The sequence below is a fragment of the Microbacterium sp. HMH0099 genome (assembly GCF_049384025.1).
Taxonomy (GTDB): domain Bacteria; phylum Actinomycetota; class Actinomycetes; order Actinomycetales; family Microbacteriaceae; genus Microbacterium.
This window is the reverse complement of record NZ_JBMRJR010000003.1, coordinates 485243-502043: the sequence shown is the minus strand read 5'-3', so window position 1 is coordinate 502043 and position 16801 is coordinate 485243. Positions and strand designations below refer to the sequence as shown.

The following is a 16801-nucleotide window of genomic DNA, read 5'->3' as shown; positions in this document are numbered from 1 at the left end:
GGTGACGACGATCAGTTGGACTTCGCCGTGATCCACACGGTGAGGGCGATCAGTGCCCCGATGCCGAAGATCCAGATGAAAAGACCCTCAGAAACCGGTCCGAGAGATCCGAGCGAGAACCCGCCGGGGGACTCGGACTTCTGGAGGAACATCAGGTAGGAGATGACGTCGCGCTTGTCTTCGGGCGTCAGGTTCAGGTCGTTGAAGACCGGCATGTTCTGGGGGCCGGTGACCATCGCGGCGTAGATGTTGAGACCGCTCGTCTCGTGCAGCCCGGGGGCCCACTTGCCCTCGGTGAGCGCGCCGCCGGCGCCGGCGACGTTGTGGCACATCGCGCAGTTGATGCGGAACAGCTCGGCGCCGTGCGAGACGTCGCCTTCGCCGTCGAGCAGCTCGGCCGACGGGTAAGCGGGGCCGGGGGCCGACGCCTGGACGTAAGCGGCGAGGGCGTTGATCTGCTCCTCGGTGAACTGCACCGGCTTGACGGGGGCCTGGGGTCCCTGCGCCTGCAGCGGCATGCGCCCGGTCGACACCTGGAAGTGCACCGACAGCTCACCGACGCCGAAGAGCGACGGGCCCTGGTCGGAGCCCTGCAGGTCGAGACCGTGGCAGGTGGCGCAGTTCGCCTGGAACAGCTTCTCGCCGTCCTCGACCGCCGTGGCGGAGGTGGACTGCGACTCGGGGACATCGGATGCCGCCATCGCGGCCGTCGCGCCGGCGTAGATGCCACCGGTCAGCAGCAGGCCGATACCGATGAGGGCGGCGGCGGCCAGGGGACTGCGGCGTCCGGATGCGCGGCGCTTGTTCTTCTCTCGTGCCATGGTGCAGCTCTCTTACTTGAGGAAGTAGATGACGGCGAAGAGGGCGATCCACACGACGTCGACGAAGTGCCAGTAGTAGGACACGACGATGGCGGTGGTCATCTCTTTGCGGCCGAAGTTCTTCACGGCGTAGGCGCGGCCGATCACCAGGAGGAAGGCGATGAGTCCACCGGTGACGTGCAGGGCGTGGAAGCCGGTCGTCAGGTAGAACGCGGACGCGTAGGGGTTGGTGGAGATCGACAGGCCCTCCGCGACGAGCGTCGCGTACTCCCAGACCTGGCCCGACACGAAGATGGCGCCGAGGAAGAAGCTCACGTAGAACCACTCGACCATGCCCCACCGGCGGATGCCGCGACCGGTGCGGTACGGCTGGTACCGCTCGGCGGCGAACACGCCCATCTGGCAGGTGACCGAGGAGAGCACGAGGATGATCGTGTTGACGAGCGCGAACGGCACGTTCAGCAGCTGCGTCTCCTCCGCCCACAGCCCCGCGGAGGTGCTGCGCAGCGTGAAGTAGATGGCGAAGAGGCCGGCGAAGAACATGACTTCGCTGCCCAGCCACACGATGGTGCCGACAGCGACCGGATCGGGCCGCTTGACGGCACGCACGGCCTGGGAATACGTCGCTGGGGTCGTCACCATCCCATTATGCGCGATCCCCGGGACGGATATTCCCATCCGAACCTGTCGATATTCCAACGTCGAGACTTAGGGAAACCTCAGAGTCCCCAAGGAATCCCCGGTGCGCCCGGTGTTCCCGGTCGGCCCCCCTCCGGCGAATCCGCGCACATGTTCGCACGACACGGTGTGGAAGGATCGTGGGCATGGCGGAACGCTTCACCTGGCCCGATCTGCTCACCTCGCTCCTCGCCGGGCGCGACCTCAGCGTGTCGGAGTCCACCTGGGCGATGCGCCAGGTGATGGCGGGCGAGGCGACCCCCTCCCAGCTGGCCGGCTTCCTCGTCGCGCTGCGCGCCAAGGGGGAGACCGTCGAGGAGATCGTCGGGTTCCGCGACGCCATCCTGGAGGCGGCCCTGCCGCTCCCCGTGCAGGCGGACGTCCTCGACATCGTGGGCACCGGCGGGGACCGATACGGCACCGTGAACGTCTCCACGATGGCAGCCGTCGTCGCGGCATCCACGGGCGTGCCGGTCGTGAAGCACGGCAACAAGGCGGCCAGCTCGTCGTCCGGGTCCTCGGACGTCCTGTCGTCCCTCGGGATCGCGCTGACCCTCGACCCCGACCAGGTGGCGGAGACCCTGGCGCGCACGGGCATCACCTTCGCGTTCGCCGCCGCCTTCCACCCGGGGTTCCGGCACGCGGGTCCCACGCGCGCCGAGCTGGGGGTGCCGACCGTCTTCAACTTCCTCGGCCCGCTGTGCAACCCGGCCCGGGCCGAGGCGAACGCCGTGGGCGTCGCGCACCTCGACCGCGTCCCCCTCATCACGGGCGTGTTCCGCACCCGCGGGGCGACGGCGCTGGTCTTCCGCGGCGACGACGGACTCGACGAGCTCACCACGACCGGTCACAGCAGGCTGTGGGAGATCAGCCGCGGCGATGTGCACGAGCACGACCTGGACCCCCGCGATCTCGGCATCCCCCTCGCCGACATCGACGACCTGCTGGGCGGCCAGCCCGACCACAACGCGGCGGTCGTCCGCCGGATGCTCGCCGGCGAGGAGGGACCGGTCCGCGACATCGTGCTGCTGAACGCCGCCGCCGGCCTCGTGTCGTACCGCCTGTTCCAGGACGCCGGCGAGGTCCAGCGGCCGATTCTCGAACGTCTCGCCGAGGCGATGACGGATGCCGCGGCGGCGGTGGACGACGGCCGCGCCGCGGCCAAGCTCGACGACTGGGTGGACACCACCCGCGCGCTGGCGGGCTGACCCGTGCACCCGCTCGACGCGCTCACCGAGATCGCGTACCTGCTCGAGCGAGAGCGGTCCTCGCGCTACAAGTCGAAGGCGTTCCGCACGGCGGCCGCCGCGATCGAGGGGCTCGACGACGCCGCGCTGCGCGACCCGGCGCTGCAGCGGCGGCCGGGGATCGGCGCCTCCACCTTCGCGGTCATCCAGCAGGCGCTGGCGGGCGAGGTCCCCGAACGACTGGCGACGCTGCGGGTAGAGGCGGGTCTCACCGCGGGGGGCGAGCTCCGCGGGCGTCTGCGCGGCGACCTCCACAGCCATAGCGAGTGGTCCGACGGTCTCACCCCGATCGAGACGATGGTCGACGCGGCGCGACGGCTCGGTCACGACTACCTCGCGCTGACCGACCACTCGCCGCGCCTGACGGTCGCGAACGGGCTGTCGCCGGAGCGGCTGCGCACGCAGATGGAGGTCGTCCGCGGCCTGTCGTCCGACGGGTTCACGCTCCTCACGGGGATCGAGGTCGACATCCTCGACGACGGCGCGCTCGACCAGGAGGACGAGCTGCTCCATGCGCTCGACGTGGTCGTGGCATCCGTCCATTCCAAGCTGCGTATGGAGCGCGGGCCGATGACGAGGCGTCTGGTGGCCGCCGCCCAGGACCCCCGCGTCGACGTGCTCGGACACGTCACCGGACGCCTGGTCGAAGGGTCGCGGGGAACCCGTCCGCCGTCGGAGTTCGACGCCCGGGCGGTCTTCGCCGCCTGCGCGGCCTCGGGGGTGGCGGTCGAGATCAATTCGCGGCCGGAGCGTCAGGACCCGCCGGACGACCTGCTCGCCATCGCGCTGGAGGAGGGATGCCTCTTCTCCATCGACTCCGACGCGCACGCGCCCGGACAGCTCTCGCTGCTCGACTACGGGGCGGCTCGGGCCGATGCCGCGGGTGTCCCCGCCGAGCGCATCGTGACGACGTGGGACCTGCCGCGTCTGCGGGAGTGGCTCACCCGCGAACGCTGAGAGGGCGGGACGGTTCGGGTCGGTGCCGGGGTCAGCGCGCGAGGGCGGCCACGGCGCGGGTCATCGACGAGCCGAGGTTCCATCGTCCGGCGAGGTCGGTGGCGCGGGCGGCCGCATCCTCGTCGAGGGGACGGAGGACGTCGTCGTGGTCCGGGAGGGCGAGGTCGCGGACGACCCGCACCACGGCCGGGGCCTTGGCGAGGTAGTCGGCGGCGGCGAGGATCTTCGACCGCTGGGCGGGGGTGCCGCCCGTGCCATCCTCGACGGCGGAGGCGATGCCGGCGAGGTCGCCGTGCGCGGTGAGGAGCGTCGCGGCGGACTTCTCCCCGATGCCGGACACGCCGGGCAGGCCGTCCGACGGGTCGCCGCGCAGCACCGCGAAGTCGGCGTACTGGGCCGCGTGCACGCCGTACTTGGCGACGACGGTCGCGTCGGTCACCACTTCGAGATTGCTCATGCCGCGGGCGGTATAGACGATGCGGACGTCGCGCTCGTCGTCGACGAGCTGGAAGAGGTCGCGGTCGCCGGTGACGATGTCGACGGGCACGGTCGCGCGGGTGGCCAGGGTGCCGATGACATCGTCGGCCTCGTGCTCGGCCGCGCCGACGACGGGGATGCCGAGGACGCCGAGCGCCTCGCGGATGAGCGGGATCTGCGCCTCCAACGGGTCGGGCACGACCTCCACGTCGGGCGCGGTCGCGACCGCCTCGGCGACGCGATGCGTCTTGTAGCTGGGAAGCAGCTCGACCCGCCAGGCGGGCCGCCAGTCGTCGTCCCAGCATGCGACGAGCCGGGTCGGCTCGTAGGTGGTGACGAGCTTGGCGATCATGTCGAGCAGGCCGCGGACGGCATTGACGGACGTGCCGTCGTCCGCGCGCACCTTGTCGGGCACCCCGTAGAAGGCGCGGAAGTACAGCGACGCGGTGTCCAGCAACATGACCCGTTCTTGCATTGCTTCTTCACGTCCTGTCCGTTTCGGGTGACCCGCTCACGCCGAGAGGGCTTTGATGTCCGCCCGCTATTCTTTCCGGGTGGGCAAGGGGGTGCAACGCCGAGCGGACCGCGTCGCGAAGCGATCCCAGCGCCGTGCGATGGGCGAGTTGTGCGTCGAGTGCGGACACCCTTGGAGTGAGCACCTCGGTGCCGCAGGCTACGCCGAAGAGATCGGCGGATGCGGGGAGTGCGCTTACGAGATCGAGCATGGCTTCTGGGAGCCGCGCCCACTGTGCCGAGTGCGTGTCCCCGGTGATCTCCTCGCCGGTGGAGATAACGAGAACGTGCGTTAGGGCGAGTACAGCGACGCGGTGTCGAGGAGCATGAGGCGGTCGGTCACGGCCACAGTCTCCCACGATGGTCCCGGTGAGCTCCGGACCTAGGCTGGGACGATGTCGTTCGGCCACGCGTCCGCCCGGTTCCGCCGTCCGTCGGCGGGGGAGCCCTGTCCGTGCGGCGGGGGAGCGTTCGGGGACTGCTGCCGTCCGATCCTGGACGGGACGCCCGCGCCGACCGCGGAACGGCTGATGCGGTCGCGGTACACCGCCTTCGTGGTCGGAGACGAGCCGCACCTGCGACGGTCCTGGCATCCCCGGTCCCGCCCCGAGACGCTGGACCTGGATGCCGCGACCACCTGGACCGGCCTGGAGGTCCATCGCTCCGCCGAGGACGGCGACGCGGCGACCGTGTCGTTCACCGCCCGCTGGCGACAGGGCGGGGAGCGCGGTGCGCTGTCGGAGACGAGCCGTTTCGTGCGGCGCGGCGGCCGCTGGGTGTACGTCGACGGCGACGTCGAAGAGCGCTGACGGCGGGCGCGCACGTCCCGTGAGGCCGTGAGGTGGCGCAGATGTACGCGGGGAGGGCTTGGGCGCGTGCATATGTGACAAGTCAGCGTGGGGAGTGAGCCCTGCCGTGAGGTGGCGCAGATGTACGCGGGGAGGGCTTGGGCGCGTGCATTTGCGACAAGTCAGCGTGGGGAGTGAGCCCTGCCGTGAGGTGGCGCAGATGTACGCGCGAAGGGCGCGGGCGCGTGCATTTGTGACAAGTCAGCGTGACGGGGGAGGGGGCCGGGGAGTGAGCCCTGCCGTGAGTGGGCGCAGATGTACGCGGGGAGGGCTTGGGCGCGTGCATTTGCGACAAGTCAGCGTGGAGGCGGCGGAGGGGGAAGGGGGTCCGTCGGCCGGGGCGGGGTGCGCGTCAACCCCCGGCGGCCGCCGCGGGCCGCCTGCGTAGCGTCGATGACGACACCGCGACCCGGGAGGACGGACGACATGGAACGCATCGTGATCATCGGAGGACACGGAAAGGTGGCGCTGCACCTGGCGCGCCTGCTGGCGGAGCGGGGGGACGAGGCGACCTCGGTCATCCGCAACCCGGACCACGCGTCCGACGTGCGCCAGGCCGGCGGCGAGCCCCTCGAACTCGACGTCGAGAAGGCGGACCTGGATGCCATGGCGGACGCGTTCGCCGGCGCCGATGCGGTCGTCTGGTCGGCGGGTGCCGGTGGGGGCAGTGCCGAGCGCACCTACGCGGTCGACCGGGACGCGGCGATCCGCGCGATCGACGCGGCGGCGAAAGCGGGTGTCCGACGCTTCGTGATGGTGTCGTGGATCGGCTCGACGCCCGACCACGGCATCTCGCCCGACGACGACTTCTTCGCCTACGCCGACGCGAAGCTCGCCGCGGACGATCACCTGCGGCAGAGCGACCTGGACTGGACGATCCTGGGACCGGGGACGCTCACCCTCGACCCGCCCACCGGCCGGATCACGACGGCGCCGGAGGGATCGGGCGACGTCAGCCGGGCCGATGTCGCGGCGGTGGCCGCCGGCAGCCTCGTGCAGTCTGCGACGATCGGCCGGTTCATCCGGTTCGGACAGGGGGGGACGCTCATCGCGGAAGCCCTGGCGAGCGAGGCCGGCTCCGGCTCTACGGTGGACGCATGAACGCTCTGAACGACACGGCCGAGGCCTTCGCCCGGCTGCACACCGCCCCGGAGATCCTGCGCGTCGTGAACGTGTGGGACGTCGTCTCCGCCCGCGCGGTGGCCGCTCTTCCCGAGACCCGCGCGCTCGCCACGGCGGGCCACTCGATCGCCGCGACCTTCGGGTACGAGGACGGCGAGAACATCCCGCTCGACACGATGCTCGACATGGTGGGGCGCATCGTCGCCGCGGTCGACGTGCCGGTGACGGCCGACCTGGACTCCGGCTACGGCGACCCGGGTGAGACGACCCGGCGCGCCATCGGGGTCGGCGTCGTCGGCGCGAACGTCGAGGACCGGATGAAGCCGTTCGCCGAGTCGGTCGCCGCAGTGGAGGCGGTCATCGCCGCCGGTGAGGCGGAGGGCGTCCCCTTCGTCCTCAACGCGCGGACCGATGCGGTCCTGAAGGGCGGCGACCGGCCCATGGACGAGAAGGTGGCGGATGCCATCGAGCGAGGTCGCGCCTTCCTCGCCGCCGGTGCGACGACGGTCTTCGTGCCCGGCCTGCTCGACGCCGATGTCACGCGCCGGCTCGTCGACGGGCTCGGGGAGCGGAAGCTCAGCGTCATCGGCGTCCCCGGGGCGCTGACGGCCGCCGAGTACGAGGCCCTGGGTGTGGCGCGCATCTCCTACGGCCCGCAGACCCAGCGCGTCGCCCTGACGGCGCTGCAGGACCTGGCGAAGGACCTCTACGCCGACGGTGTCATCCCGTCGACGGTCCGCGCCCTGAACTGAGGGAGACCCCGGACCCGGCGGGCACGGTGCCCCGGGTCCGGGGAGGGCCGTCAGTCCTCGTCGTCGGGATCGTCGAGATCGTCCGTGAGGATGATGCCGTCGGGGACCGGGTCGCCCAGCAGCGGCTCGGCCGCGAGTGTGAGATCGATGGTCGCGCGCAGCAGCCCGCCCATGGTGGCGGAGCGCAGCAGGTCCATCTGGTCGAGCTCGCCGAGCGGGGCGATCGCCGCGACCTGCCAGGCCCGTTCCAGCGGCTCCTCCGAGAGCTCGACGTCCGGGTCCCAGCGCGTGCCGCCGAACTGGCGGGCGCGTCCGAGGACGCGACGTACGATCCGCTCGGCCTCGTCGAGCAGGGGCGCGAGCGCCTCGTTCCACTCCAGGTCGGGGAGCGCGCGGACGTCGGCTCGCGGGTAGGGCGCGTCGTCGAGCCACTCGACGATCTCGAAGCGTTCCGCGCCGCGCGCGACGACCTGGATCTGCCCCGCCTGCGGCACCACGTGGCTGAGGCGGGCGATCGTGCCGAGCGCGAAGCGCTGATCGCCGCCTCCGGTCTCGACGCCCCGTTCGATGAGGACGACGCCGAAGGCGGGGTCCGTCTCATCGAGCAGCCGGCCGAGCATCACGAGGTAGCGCTCCTCGAAGATGCGCAGCGCCAGCGGCGTGTGCGGGAAGAGGACGGCGCCCAGCGGGAACATCGCGGTACCCATGCCCCCCAGTCAAGCAGCGTTCTCGGGGGTGGGCGCGGGATCGGGCGAGAACGATACGGCGGAGGAGGCGCCGTCGGGTTCTCAGCCCTGCGGCTCCCGCAGCGTCTCGTGGATGCGGTGCAGGTCCATGAGCAGGGAACCGACGAGCACCCAGTGCTCCGCGGAGGGCGTCTGGATCTGCAGCGGCCGGGTCAGCGCGGGCTCCTCGACGACGGGCTGGTCGCGGTCGCCCGTCGGCAGCGCGAACTCCAGGCGCACGTCGTGGGCGGCGCGGTGCAGCTGCTCGGCGATCGCTCGGACGGACGGCTCGTCGGCGATGCTCTGCTCGTAGCCGTCGTAGGCGGCCCGGGTCATGCCGATGACCTGCGTGACGACGGGGGAGAAACGGTCGAGGAGGCGTTGCATCGTCGCGAGGTCCGATCGATGGCGGCGGCTCCGCGGGTTGAGGGAGAGGGAGTCGGCGGCGTCGTTGATGGCGTCGGACGCCGCGTCCCGCACCGGGCGCAGCAGACGCGCTTCCAGGAGCAGTCCCTCCAGGGTCTGCGACGTCTGCGGCTGCTCGAGCGCGTCGGCCAGGCGTTCGAGGGCGCCCGCGAGCTCGCGGCCCAGGACGTCGAGCTTCGCGCGCGCGGCGGGGACGAGGACCGGCGGCACGAGCGCGGTGTTCACGATCACCCCGATGACGGCGCCGATGAGCGTCTCGAGGACGCGGTCCAGGGCGTAGTTGGGTGTCGCCGTGCCGAGGGCGAGCACGAGGACGGCGCTGATCGCCACCTGGTTCGTCGTGCCGGGCGACATGCGCAGCGCCCAGGCGACGACGAGCGCGACGCCCGCGGAGAGCAGGATCACCCAGGTCAGTTCGCCGAGGGCGATGCCCAGCAGCGACGCGATGAGGACGCCGACGATGACGCCGACGCTGCGCTCGATCGCGCGGGTGAAGGACTGGTTGATGCTGGGCTGCACCACCAGCAGCGCGGCGATCGCGGCGAAGATCGGCGGCGGCCCCTGCACGAGCCAGCCCGCGACGAGCCACGCGGCGATGGTGGCGATCGCCGACTTGGTCACCTGCAGCAGCGGAGCGCGACGCGGCGAGCGGAACGTGAGGCTCTCTCGCATGAGACGAGCGTAGGCCGCCCGCACGGTCACGCCCGGGGGGTCGACGCGGCCGTGGGCGAGAGCATGTCGTCCGCGTTGTCCGCGATCCATTCCATGAGCGGCAGGACCCGCTGCATCAGCTCCCGACCGCGGGGGGTGAGCGAGTACTCGACTCGAGGGGGCACCTCGGGATGGGCGAGACGGGCGACGAGGCCGTCGGCATCCAGGGTCCGCAAGGTGCTCGCGAGCATCTTCTCGCTGATCCCGTCGACGGCGCGACGGAGCTCCCCCCACCGCAGCGTGCCCTCCGACAGGGCGACGAGGACGAGGACGCCCCACTTGCCCATCACGTGGTCCAGCACCGTTCGCGTCGGGCAGCCGTCGGCGAAGATCCCGGGACGTTCGGCGCGCAGTTCCGCAAGACTCACCATGGTGTCAGTAGCTTACCTGAAAGTGGGTACCCTCCCGGAGGAATGTGTGGGACGAGGGGGCGTTCGGATCATCGCACGCGGCGACTCCGTCCGGCCGTGCAGGTCACCGCACCACCGTCGAAAGGACACCCCATGACCCTCCTCGTCACCGCCGCCACCGGCCACCTCGGCCGTCTCGTCGTCGACAGCCTCCTCGCCCGCGGCGTCGCGCCCGCCGACATCAGCGCCGGCGCACGCACCCCCGACAAGGCCGCGGACCTCGCCGCCCGCGGCATCCGGGTGGTCGAGCTCGACTACGCGCGCCCCGAGACCGTCACCGCCGCCCTGGACGGTGTCTCGCGCGTCCTGCTGATCTCGGGGACGGATGCCGACCGCGTCAGCGGCCACCGCACCGTGATCGACGCGGCTCGCACGGCCGGCGTCGAGCGCCTCGTCTACACCAGCGCCCCGCGGGTGGACGAGATCGACTACGCCCTCGGCGCCGACCACAAGGCGACGGAGGAGGCCATCGCGGCGTCCGGGCTGACCGCGACCGTCCTGCGCAACAACTGGTACACCGAGAACTACCTCGACGCGGTGGCCCGGTCCGCGCAGACGGGGGAGATCGTCGCGGCGACCGGCGACGCCCGCGTCGCGAGCGCGAGCCGCGCCGACTACGCCGAGGCGGCGGCCATCGCCCTCGCCTCGGACGACACGATCGGCGGGACGCTCGAGCTGGGCGGCGACGTCGCGTGGACCTACGACGACCTCGCCACGGCGGCCTCCGAGATCCACGGGCGCCCGGTGGCGTACGTTCCGGTGTCGGTCGAGCAGCTGACCGCGGGTCTGCAGGAGGCGGGCCTGGATGCCGGGACCGCGGCGTTCGTGGCGGGGATCGACGACGCGATCGCCCGGGGTGCGCTGTCGAAGACCGACGGGACGCTGGCACGTCTGCTCGGCCGTCCGACGACCCCTCTGCGCGAGGGTCTGCGCGCGGGTCTCGCGGCCCGGTGAGGGAGCGGGGCGCGGACCCGCGGCGGTCCGGGTCGACGCGTCTCGCGCGCCCGGGCCCTCAGCCGACGCTCGCGCCTCACGGAGGAGAGCGGGGCGCGGACGTGTGCGTCCCGCGCCCTGCCGGGCCGGTCGTGAGACCCCGAGCGGGGGTCGGGTCCGGGTCAGCGCGTCTCGCGCGCCCGGGCCGTCAGCCGACGCTCGCGCATCGCGAGGAAGAGCGGGAACGTGAACGCGAACGCCGTCACCCCCGACAGCACGATGTACACCCACGCATGCCGCATCCCGAGGCGGCGGGCCTCCACGATGATGAGGATGCAGCCGGCGATCGCAACGACGAGCAGGTCGACCATGATGGACGACACCGCCGGTCCGCTCGTGACGAGGTCGCCGAGGAAGTCGCGCATCTGCACGATGGCGAGGGCGTTGAAGGTCCACGTCCCGATCAGCCCGGCGATCGCCAGGAAGGCGAACGCCACGGCCGTCGGGGTCCAGTCGCGCCGCCAGGCGCCGGTTCGCGTGCTCATGCGGGATATCCTGTCGCGCTCCGGCGCCGGGAGGGGCCGATGCCGCTCGAACGCACCGGGGACGCGGACCGGGACGCGGGGCGCACCGTCCCGCGCCCGGTGCGCAGGCCGGGGTTATGGTCGGGGGATGGATGCCACCGAGGCGACGCACCGGCTCGACGCGCTCGAGCGCGACGTCGACCGGCGTTTGGCACGGTTGAGCGACGACGAGGCCGGACTGCTGCGGGACCGGGCGGATGCCACGGCCGACGACGAGCACGACCCGGAGGGCTCGACCCTGTCGGGGGAGTGGCAGCAGGTCGACGCGTTGCGCCGGGTGGCGCTGGCGGAGCGGGACGAGATCCGCGCCGCGCGGGAGCGAGCGGCCGCCGGGTCCTACGGGGTGTGCGAGGTGTGCGGCGAGCCGATCGCCGCGGCGCGCCTCGGCGCACGGCCGTTCGCCCGGCGGTGCATCGCCTGCGCGGTGTGACGGCGCGGTGTCATGGTGCCTGGGTGAGGGTGCCCGTGTGCCGGTGCCCGTGTGCCGGTGCCCATGTGAGGGTGCCCGTGTGACGGCGCCGAGCGAGATCGTTCGCTCGGCGGTGGATCACCTGCACGGTCCGCCGCGCGCGGCTCGTTAGGGTCGAGGCGTGGAACCCGTTCTCATCGCGCTGCTCTTCGCCAACGCCGCCTTCAACGTCCTCGTCTGGCCGCGCTTCTACGTCCGCGTCGCGAAGGACCCGCGAGCGCGGGATGCCGCCGGCAAGTTCACGACCTTCCTCATCGTGCACGCGGTGCTCATCGGTCTCGCGCTCGTGCTGGCCGTGGCATCCGTCATCGCCGCCATCGCGGCCCTGGGCGCCTGACCCGGGTCGTCGGGAAGACCGAGCGCGGACCGGGCACGGGGCGCCGCGGACTCGGCCGGCCGGACGCCTCGTAGACTGGTGGCGTCCGTTCGACGGACCCCGGCATGCCGCCCCTTGAGGGGCGGCGGTGCATCTACCTACCGGACAGGCAAGGCGGCACGTTCCGCCGCCCCACCCCGGAGATGTATGACCTCGCCCGCGCCCGTGAAGCACCGTTCCCTGATCCACCACACCGGTGCGGGGTACTTCCCGATCGCTTTCGTCGCGCGATTGCCGTTCGCGATGATGACCGTCGGCGTCCTCGCGCTCGTCGTGGCGATCCGCGGGTCGGTGGCCCTGGGCGGGCTGACCTCGGCCGCGGTCGGGCTGGGCGTCGTCCTGGCCGGCCCGGTGCTGGGCGACCTCGCCGACCGGTACGGGCAGCGGCGCGTGCTCGTGCCCGTCGGACTGGCCAATGGCGTGCTGCTCGCGGTCTTCCCGCTGGTCGTGGCGGCATCCGCGCCCGACGGTCTCCTGCTCGCGACCGCGGTCGCGATCGGCGTCACCGGTCCGCAGACGGCGGCGATGTCGCGCAGCCGGATCATGGCGCTCATCGCGCTGCGTGTCGCGCCGGAGCGCCGGGAACGCACTTTCTCACGCGCCATGTCGTACGAGTCCGCCGCGGACGAGACGGCGTTCGTCATCGGTCCGTTCGTCGTCGGCGTGCTGGCGGCCCTGATCGCGCCGTGGGCGCCGATCGTCGCGGCCGCGCTGCTGAGCTTCCTGTTCGTCACCGCGTTCGCCCTGCACCCGACGGGACGGGCGGTCCCGGCCCGCGCCGACCGCGCCGCGATGGCTCCGGCCCGCGCGCTGGTCCACCCGCGGCTGCTGGTCCTCGTCGCCGCCGTGTTCGCCGTCGGCCTGTTCTTCGGGTCGACGCTCACGTCGCTGACCGCCTTCATGGTGGCGCGTGGCGCCCCCGAGGCCGGCGCGCTGCTCTACGGCGTGATGGGCGTCGGCTCGGCGGTGCTCGCGCTGGCGGTCGCGGTGCTCCCGGCCCGATTCACCCTGCGGGCACGGCTGCTGACGTTCGCCGTGATCCTCACGGCATCCGCGGCGGCGTACTCGGCCGGCGGATCGGTCGAGACCGTGACGGTCGTGCTGTGCCTGATGGGCATCGGCATCGGTCCGTCGCTCGTGACGCTGTTCAGCCTGGCGGGCGCCCGCGCCCCGCGCGGCCGGACGGCGTCGACCATGACGATCCTCTCGTCCGCGCTCACGCTGGCCCAGGCGCTGTCGTCCGCCGTGACCGGCGCGGTCGCGGAGAGCGTGTCGGTCGAGACGGCTCTCGTCTTCCCCGCGCTCGCCGCGGTGCTTCTGCTCGCGATGGCGGGCGTCAACGCGGCGTTCGCGAACCGGTGGGACGGCAGCGCGGTCCCCGTGGGCTCGCACGGCTGACGGGCGCGACGGGGGTTCTCAGCGCGCGGCGCGGCTCCGGCGACTGACGGTCCCGACGGGGGTTCTCAGCGCGGGTCCCGGCGACGGGCGGGCGCGGTGGAGGGTTCTCAGCGTGCTGCGCGGCTCCGGCGGCCGACCAGTGCGGCGACGAGCCGCCAGCCCACCAGGAGCAGTCCGAGGGTCAGCGTCGCGACGATGACGAACGCGACGGCGACGCCCTGCCCGCTGACGGCGCGCAGCAGCATGCCGACGACGACGGTGACGACCCAGACGGGCAGGCCCGTGCGTCGCACGGCGAGCGGATGCCGCCAGGCCCGCGCGACCGCCCATCCGAGCAGCAGGGCGACGACGAACGGCCACGCCGTGGTGAGCAGACCCGCGCCGCCGGCGCCCAGCACGTCGCCGTCGTGGGTCGCCCGGCCGATCGCGGCGAAGACGACGACGAGGGCGACGTCGACGAGGAGGGGGACGACGGGTCGGAGAGCCATGGAGGCCATTCTCCCGCAGCACGGGGAGCGGGCCTTCCGTTCCTGCCCCCGCCCGACCGGACTGGACCGGATATCGCGGATGTATGCGTTCCCGCGAACGCTGCGGCAACACCGCGCCCGGTGGAATGGGCGTCCGCCCAGCGAAAGGTCCCACGTGTCCCGCAGCTCTCTCCCCCCGCGCCCCGCGGTGTCCCCGCGCCCCGCGGTCTCCCCGCGTCCCGCGGTCTCCCCGCGTCCCGCGGTCTCCCAGCGTCCCGCCGTCTCCCCGCGTTCCGCCGCGTCGGCCCGCCCGGCGCCTGCCCCGTCTCCGGCGGCCGCGTTCCCGACGCCCGCCCGCGTTCTGATCGCGGCGGCGGTCCTCGCCGTCGTCGGGGCGCTCACCCTCGCCCCGCGCGCCCTCGCCCGGCCCCTGCGCGCCGCCGGGTTCGACGTGGTGGACGTCCTGCCGGTCGAGGTCATGGACGCCCTCTTCGTCGCGGGCGCCGAGACGACGCTCAACGTCGCGTTGTTCGTGCCCGTCGGGTCGGCCGTCGCCGCCCTGCTCCCGTTGCGGTGGGCGTGGCTCGCCGCGGGGTTCGGTGCGGTGCTGTCGATCGTGATCGAGACGGCGCAGGCGGCCATCCCCGGCCGGGTGCCCGACGTGGACGACGTCCTGGCGAACACGGCCGGGGCGATCCTCGGAACCGCCGTGGTGATCCTGGTCCGCCTCGTGGCCCGGACCGCGGCGGCGCTGTCGCGCTCGCGGGGCTGAGAGCCGGAGGGCACGGCAGCCACGCGTGACCCGCACCGCACCGGCTCGGCAGCTACGCAGGACCCAATCGCACCGACAGGGCGCCGGCGCAGCACCCACGCGAGAGGCGTTCAGGTGCGCGGCAGTCGAAGCCGCGCGTGCAGGCCGCCGCCGCCGCGCGGCCACAGCTCCAGCCTCCCCGCATGGGCACGGACGATGGATGCCACGATGGCCAGCCCCAGTCCGGTACCGTCGCCCCGCCCGCGTTGGCGTGCGGCGGCGCGGACGAACGGCTCCGGCAGGGTCGCCACCGTGGCGGCATCCAGGAGGGGTCCGGTGTTGAGGATGTCGACGATCACGTGCCGTCCGTCGACGTGCACGGACACGCGCACCCATCCGTCGGGGACGTTGTAGAGCATCGCGTTTCGCAGGAGATTGCCGACCGCCTGGCGAATCAGGATCTCGTCGCCCGCGGTGACGGCGACGGTCACCACCCGGTCGCGCAGGATCCGTACGCCCGGCGCGACGAGGGCGCTCGCCCCGATCGGGGTCTCGACGGCAGACTCCCCAGTGAGCTCCTCGGCGAGCTCGGCGATGAGCTGCGTCACGACGGCGTCGACGTCCACCGGGCGCCGTTCGATCGCGCCGCCGCGGGAGGCGCGAGCGAGCGCGAGGAGCGCCTCGGTCAGGCGGATCGCGCGTTCGTTGGTGTCGTCCAGCCGCTGCAGCAGCCGCGGGACGTCGGCGCCCGCGGGGTCGGAGCGGGCGACCTCGAGCATGGTCCGCATCGTCGCGTGCGGGGTGCGCAGCTCGTGAGAGGCGTTCGCGGCGAAACGTCGCTGCTCGTCCAGGGTCTCGGTGACGCGGGCGAGCATCCCGTCGAAGGTGTCGGCGAGGTCGGTGAGCTCGTCGCGGCGGCCGGGCAGGGCGACGCGTTGGTCGAAGGCGCCGTCGCGGGCGGCGCGGGCGGCGTCGGTGATGCGCCGCAGCGGGCGCAGCATGACCCCCGCGACGATCCAGCCGCCGCCGAGACCCACCACGGCCAGGCCGAGGAGCGTCCACGTGGCGTAGCGGACGAACACCTCGACGAGGTCCGTCCGTCGCGGGGCGAACGCGCCGCTGTCGGCGTACAGGTTGCCCTCGGGGACGAAGCGCAGCAGGAGGAAGCCGAGGGCGAAGACGGCCACCCCGACGATAAGGACGAACAGGGCGTAGCTCAGCGTGAGCTTCACGCGGACGCTCAGCCCGGCGGGACGCGTGCCGGCGGGTAAGGAAGTCGGGGGAAGGGGACGCCTGCCGGTGAGCCCGGGAGTCGGGGGAGCGGGATGCGGGCCGGCGGGCCCGGGCCCGGCAGGACGCGCGTCGCGCAGCCCGGACGCACGCCCGGCGGGGTGGGACCCGGCGTCCGGCTCAGCCATCCGCGGGGCCGATGCGGTAGCCGACGCCCGCGACCGTCTGGATCAGCCACGGCTCGCCGAGACGCTTGCGCAGGGTCGAGATCGTGATGCGGACGGCGTTGGTGAAGGGGTCGGCGTTCTCGTCCCAGGCGCGCTCGAGGAGGTTCTCGGCGCTGACCACTCCGCCGTCGGCGGCCATCAGCACCTCCAGCACGGCGAACTGCTTCCGGGTGAGCGAGACGTACCGGCCGTCCCGATACACCTCCCGGCGGAACGGATCGAGCCGCAGGCCGTGCCGCTCGACGACCGGCGGGGCGGTCGCGGCGGGGCGACGGGCGAGCGCGCGCAGGCGCAGGACGAGCTCCCGCAGCGCGAACGGCTTCGTCAGGTAGTCGTCGGCGCCGTTCTCGAACCCGCTCGCCTTGTCGTCGAGACGGTCGGCGGCGGTGAGCATGAGCACGCGCGGCGCCTCCGCCCGGGTCGAGAGCCGGCGGGCGATCTCGTCGCCGTTCGGGCCCGGGATGTCGCGGTCCAGCACCACGACGTCGTACGGGGTCACCGCGAGCATCTCGAGGGCCGTGTCGCCGTCGCCCGCCATGTCGGCGGCGATGGCGTCGAGGCGCAGTCCGTCGCGGATGGCCTCGGCGAGGTAGGGCTCGTCCTCGACGATCAGCACGCGCATGAGCACGATGGTAGATCGCGGCGCGTATCGTCCACGTATCGCGCGTCTGCGAGCGCG

At 72.7% G+C, this 16801-nt stretch carries 20 protein-coding genes; 10 read left to right on the top strand and 10 right to left on the bottom strand.

Going from position 1 to position 16801, the window contains the following annotated elements:
* Positions 1–11: 11 nt before the first annotated feature.
* Positions 12–821: a c-type cytochrome gene (locus ACO03V_RS09570; RefSeq protein ID WP_367727261.1), complete on the bottom strand. Its 810-nt coding sequence runs from the start codon at positions 819–821 to the stop codon at positions 12–14.
* Positions 822–833: 12 nt separating this feature from the next.
* Positions 834–1463: a cytochrome c oxidase subunit 3 gene (locus ACO03V_RS09565; RefSeq protein WP_367727260.1), complete on the bottom strand. Its 630-nt coding sequence runs from the start codon at positions 1461–1463 to the stop codon at positions 834–836.
* 182 nt (positions 1464–1645) lie between these two features.
* On the opposite strand from ACO03V_RS09565, the gene trpD reads away from it, so the two are divergent.
* Positions 1646–2707: an anthranilate phosphoribosyltransferase gene (gene trpD, locus ACO03V_RS09560; RefSeq protein ID WP_423137425.1), complete on the top strand. Its 1062-nt coding sequence runs from the start codon at positions 1646–1648 to the stop codon at positions 2705–2707.
* A gap of 3 nt (positions 2708–2710) precedes the next feature.
* Positions 2711–3703, top strand: a complete 993-nt coding sequence (locus ACO03V_RS09555) for a PHP domain-containing protein (RefSeq protein WP_423137424.1) — start codon at positions 2711–2713, stop codon at positions 3701–3703.
* A 31-nt stretch (positions 3704–3734) separates the two neighbouring features.
* On the opposite strand, the gene ACO03V_RS09550 is transcribed toward ACO03V_RS09555, so the two are convergent.
* Complete coding sequence (locus tag ACO03V_RS09550) at positions 3735–4655, bottom strand: 5'-3' exonuclease (protein WP_423137423.1); 921 nt, start codon at positions 4653–4655, stop codon at positions 3735–3737.
* A gap of 433 nt (positions 4656–5088) precedes the next feature.
* On the opposite strand from ACO03V_RS09550, the gene ACO03V_RS09545 reads away from it, so the two are divergent.
* The 3 genes from ACO03V_RS09545 (at position 5089) to ACO03V_RS09535 (ending at position 7415) form a co-directional block, all read left to right on the top strand.
* Complete coding sequence (locus tag ACO03V_RS09545) at positions 5089–5502, top strand: YchJ family protein (protein ID WP_423137422.1); 414 nt, start codon at positions 5089–5091, stop codon at positions 5500–5502.
* Positions 5503–5967: 465 nt separating this feature from the next.
* Positions 5968–6642 (top strand): SDR family oxidoreductase, encoded by a 675-nt coding sequence (locus tag ACO03V_RS09540; RefSeq protein ID WP_423137421.1) that lies wholly within the window; start codon positions 5968–5970, stop codon positions 6640–6642.
* Complete coding sequence (locus ACO03V_RS09535; protein ID WP_367727254.1) at positions 6639–7415, top strand: isocitrate lyase/PEP mutase family protein; 777 nt, start codon at positions 6639–6641, stop codon at positions 7413–7415. The genes ACO03V_RS09540 and ACO03V_RS09535 overlap by 4 nt, the downstream gene beginning before the upstream one ends.
* 50 nt (positions 7416–7465) lie before the next feature.
* Here the strand turns inward: ACO03V_RS09535 and ACO03V_RS09530 are convergent, their stop codons facing one another.
* The 3 genes from ACO03V_RS09530 to ACO03V_RS09520 all read right to left on the bottom strand — a co-directional run bounded on the left by ACO03V_RS09530 (position 7466) and on the right by ACO03V_RS09520 (position 9648).
* Positions 7466–8122 (bottom strand): LON peptidase substrate-binding domain-containing protein, encoded by a 657-nt coding sequence (locus ACO03V_RS09530; RefSeq protein ID WP_367727253.1) that lies wholly within the window; start codon positions 8120–8122, stop codon positions 7466–7468.
* An 81-nt stretch (positions 8123–8203) separates the two neighbouring features.
* A complete protein-coding gene (locus ACO03V_RS09525) occupies positions 8204–9238 on the bottom strand; it encodes an FUSC family protein (RefSeq protein WP_423137420.1) in 1035 nt (344 codons plus the stop codon).
* Positions 9239–9264: 26 nt separating this feature from the next.
* On the bottom strand, positions 9265–9648 hold the full coding sequence (locus ACO03V_RS09520) for a winged helix-turn-helix transcriptional regulator (protein ID WP_423137419.1): 384 nt from the start codon (positions 9646–9648) through the stop codon (positions 9265–9267).
* A gap of 132 nt (positions 9649–9780) precedes the next feature.
* On the opposite strand from ACO03V_RS09520, the gene ACO03V_RS09515 reads away from it, so the two are divergent.
* The gene (locus tag ACO03V_RS09515) at positions 9781–10641 is read left to right on the top strand and encodes an SDR family oxidoreductase (protein WP_423137418.1); all 861 of its coding nucleotides are present in this window, start codon (positions 9781–9783) and stop codon (positions 10639–10641) included.
* A gap of 161 nt (positions 10642–10802) precedes the next feature.
* On the opposite strand, the gene ACO03V_RS09510 is transcribed toward ACO03V_RS09515, so the two are convergent.
* Positions 10803–11165 (bottom strand): DUF2834 domain-containing protein, encoded by a 363-nt coding sequence (locus tag ACO03V_RS09510; protein ID WP_423137417.1) that lies wholly within the window; start codon positions 11163–11165, stop codon positions 10803–10805.
* Positions 11166–11292: 127 nt separating this feature from the next.
* Here ACO03V_RS09510 and ACO03V_RS09505 point away from each other — a divergent pair, with 127 nt between their 5' ends.
* The 3 genes from ACO03V_RS09505 (at position 11293) to ACO03V_RS09495 (ending at position 13447) form a co-directional block, all read left to right on the top strand.
* A complete protein-coding gene (locus ACO03V_RS09505) occupies positions 11293–11634 on the top strand; it encodes a TraR/DksA family transcriptional regulator (RefSeq protein ID WP_423137416.1) in 342 nt (113 codons plus the stop codon).
* Between the two features lie 160 nt (positions 11635–11794).
* A complete protein-coding gene (locus tag ACO03V_RS09500; RefSeq protein WP_423137415.1) occupies positions 11795–12010 on the top strand; it encodes an SCO4848 family membrane protein in 216 nt (71 codons plus the stop codon).
* 186 nt (positions 12011–12196) lie between these two features.
* Complete coding sequence (locus ACO03V_RS09495) at positions 12197–13447, top strand: MFS transporter (protein WP_423137414.1); 1251 nt, start codon at positions 12197–12199, stop codon at positions 13445–13447.
* 107 nt (positions 13448–13554) lie between these two features.
* Here the strand turns inward: ACO03V_RS09495 and ACO03V_RS09490 are convergent, their stop codons facing one another.
* Positions 13555–13944, bottom strand: a complete 390-nt coding sequence (locus ACO03V_RS09490; RefSeq protein ID WP_423137413.1) for a DUF3054 domain-containing protein — start codon at positions 13942–13944, stop codon at positions 13555–13557.
* Positions 13945–14089: 145 nt separating this feature from the next.
* Between ACO03V_RS09490 and ACO03V_RS09485 the strand changes: the two genes are divergently transcribed.
* Complete coding sequence (locus ACO03V_RS09485) at positions 14090–14686, top strand: VanZ family protein (protein ID WP_423137412.1); 597 nt, start codon at positions 14090–14092, stop codon at positions 14684–14686.
* Between the two features lie 110 nt (positions 14687–14796).
* Here the strand turns inward: ACO03V_RS09485 and ACO03V_RS09480 are convergent, their stop codons facing one another.
* Entirely contained in the window at positions 14797–15897 is a 1101-nt protein-coding gene (locus ACO03V_RS09480) for a sensor histidine kinase (protein WP_423137411.1), read from the bottom strand.
* 178 nt (positions 15898–16075) lie between these two features.
* Positions 16076–16744 carry a response regulator transcription factor gene (locus tag ACO03V_RS09475; protein WP_387054463.1) on the bottom strand — a complete coding sequence of 223 codons (669 nt, stop codon included), beginning with the start codon at positions 16742–16744 and terminating at the stop codon, positions 16076–16078.
* Positions 16745–16801 lie beyond the last annotated feature (57 nt).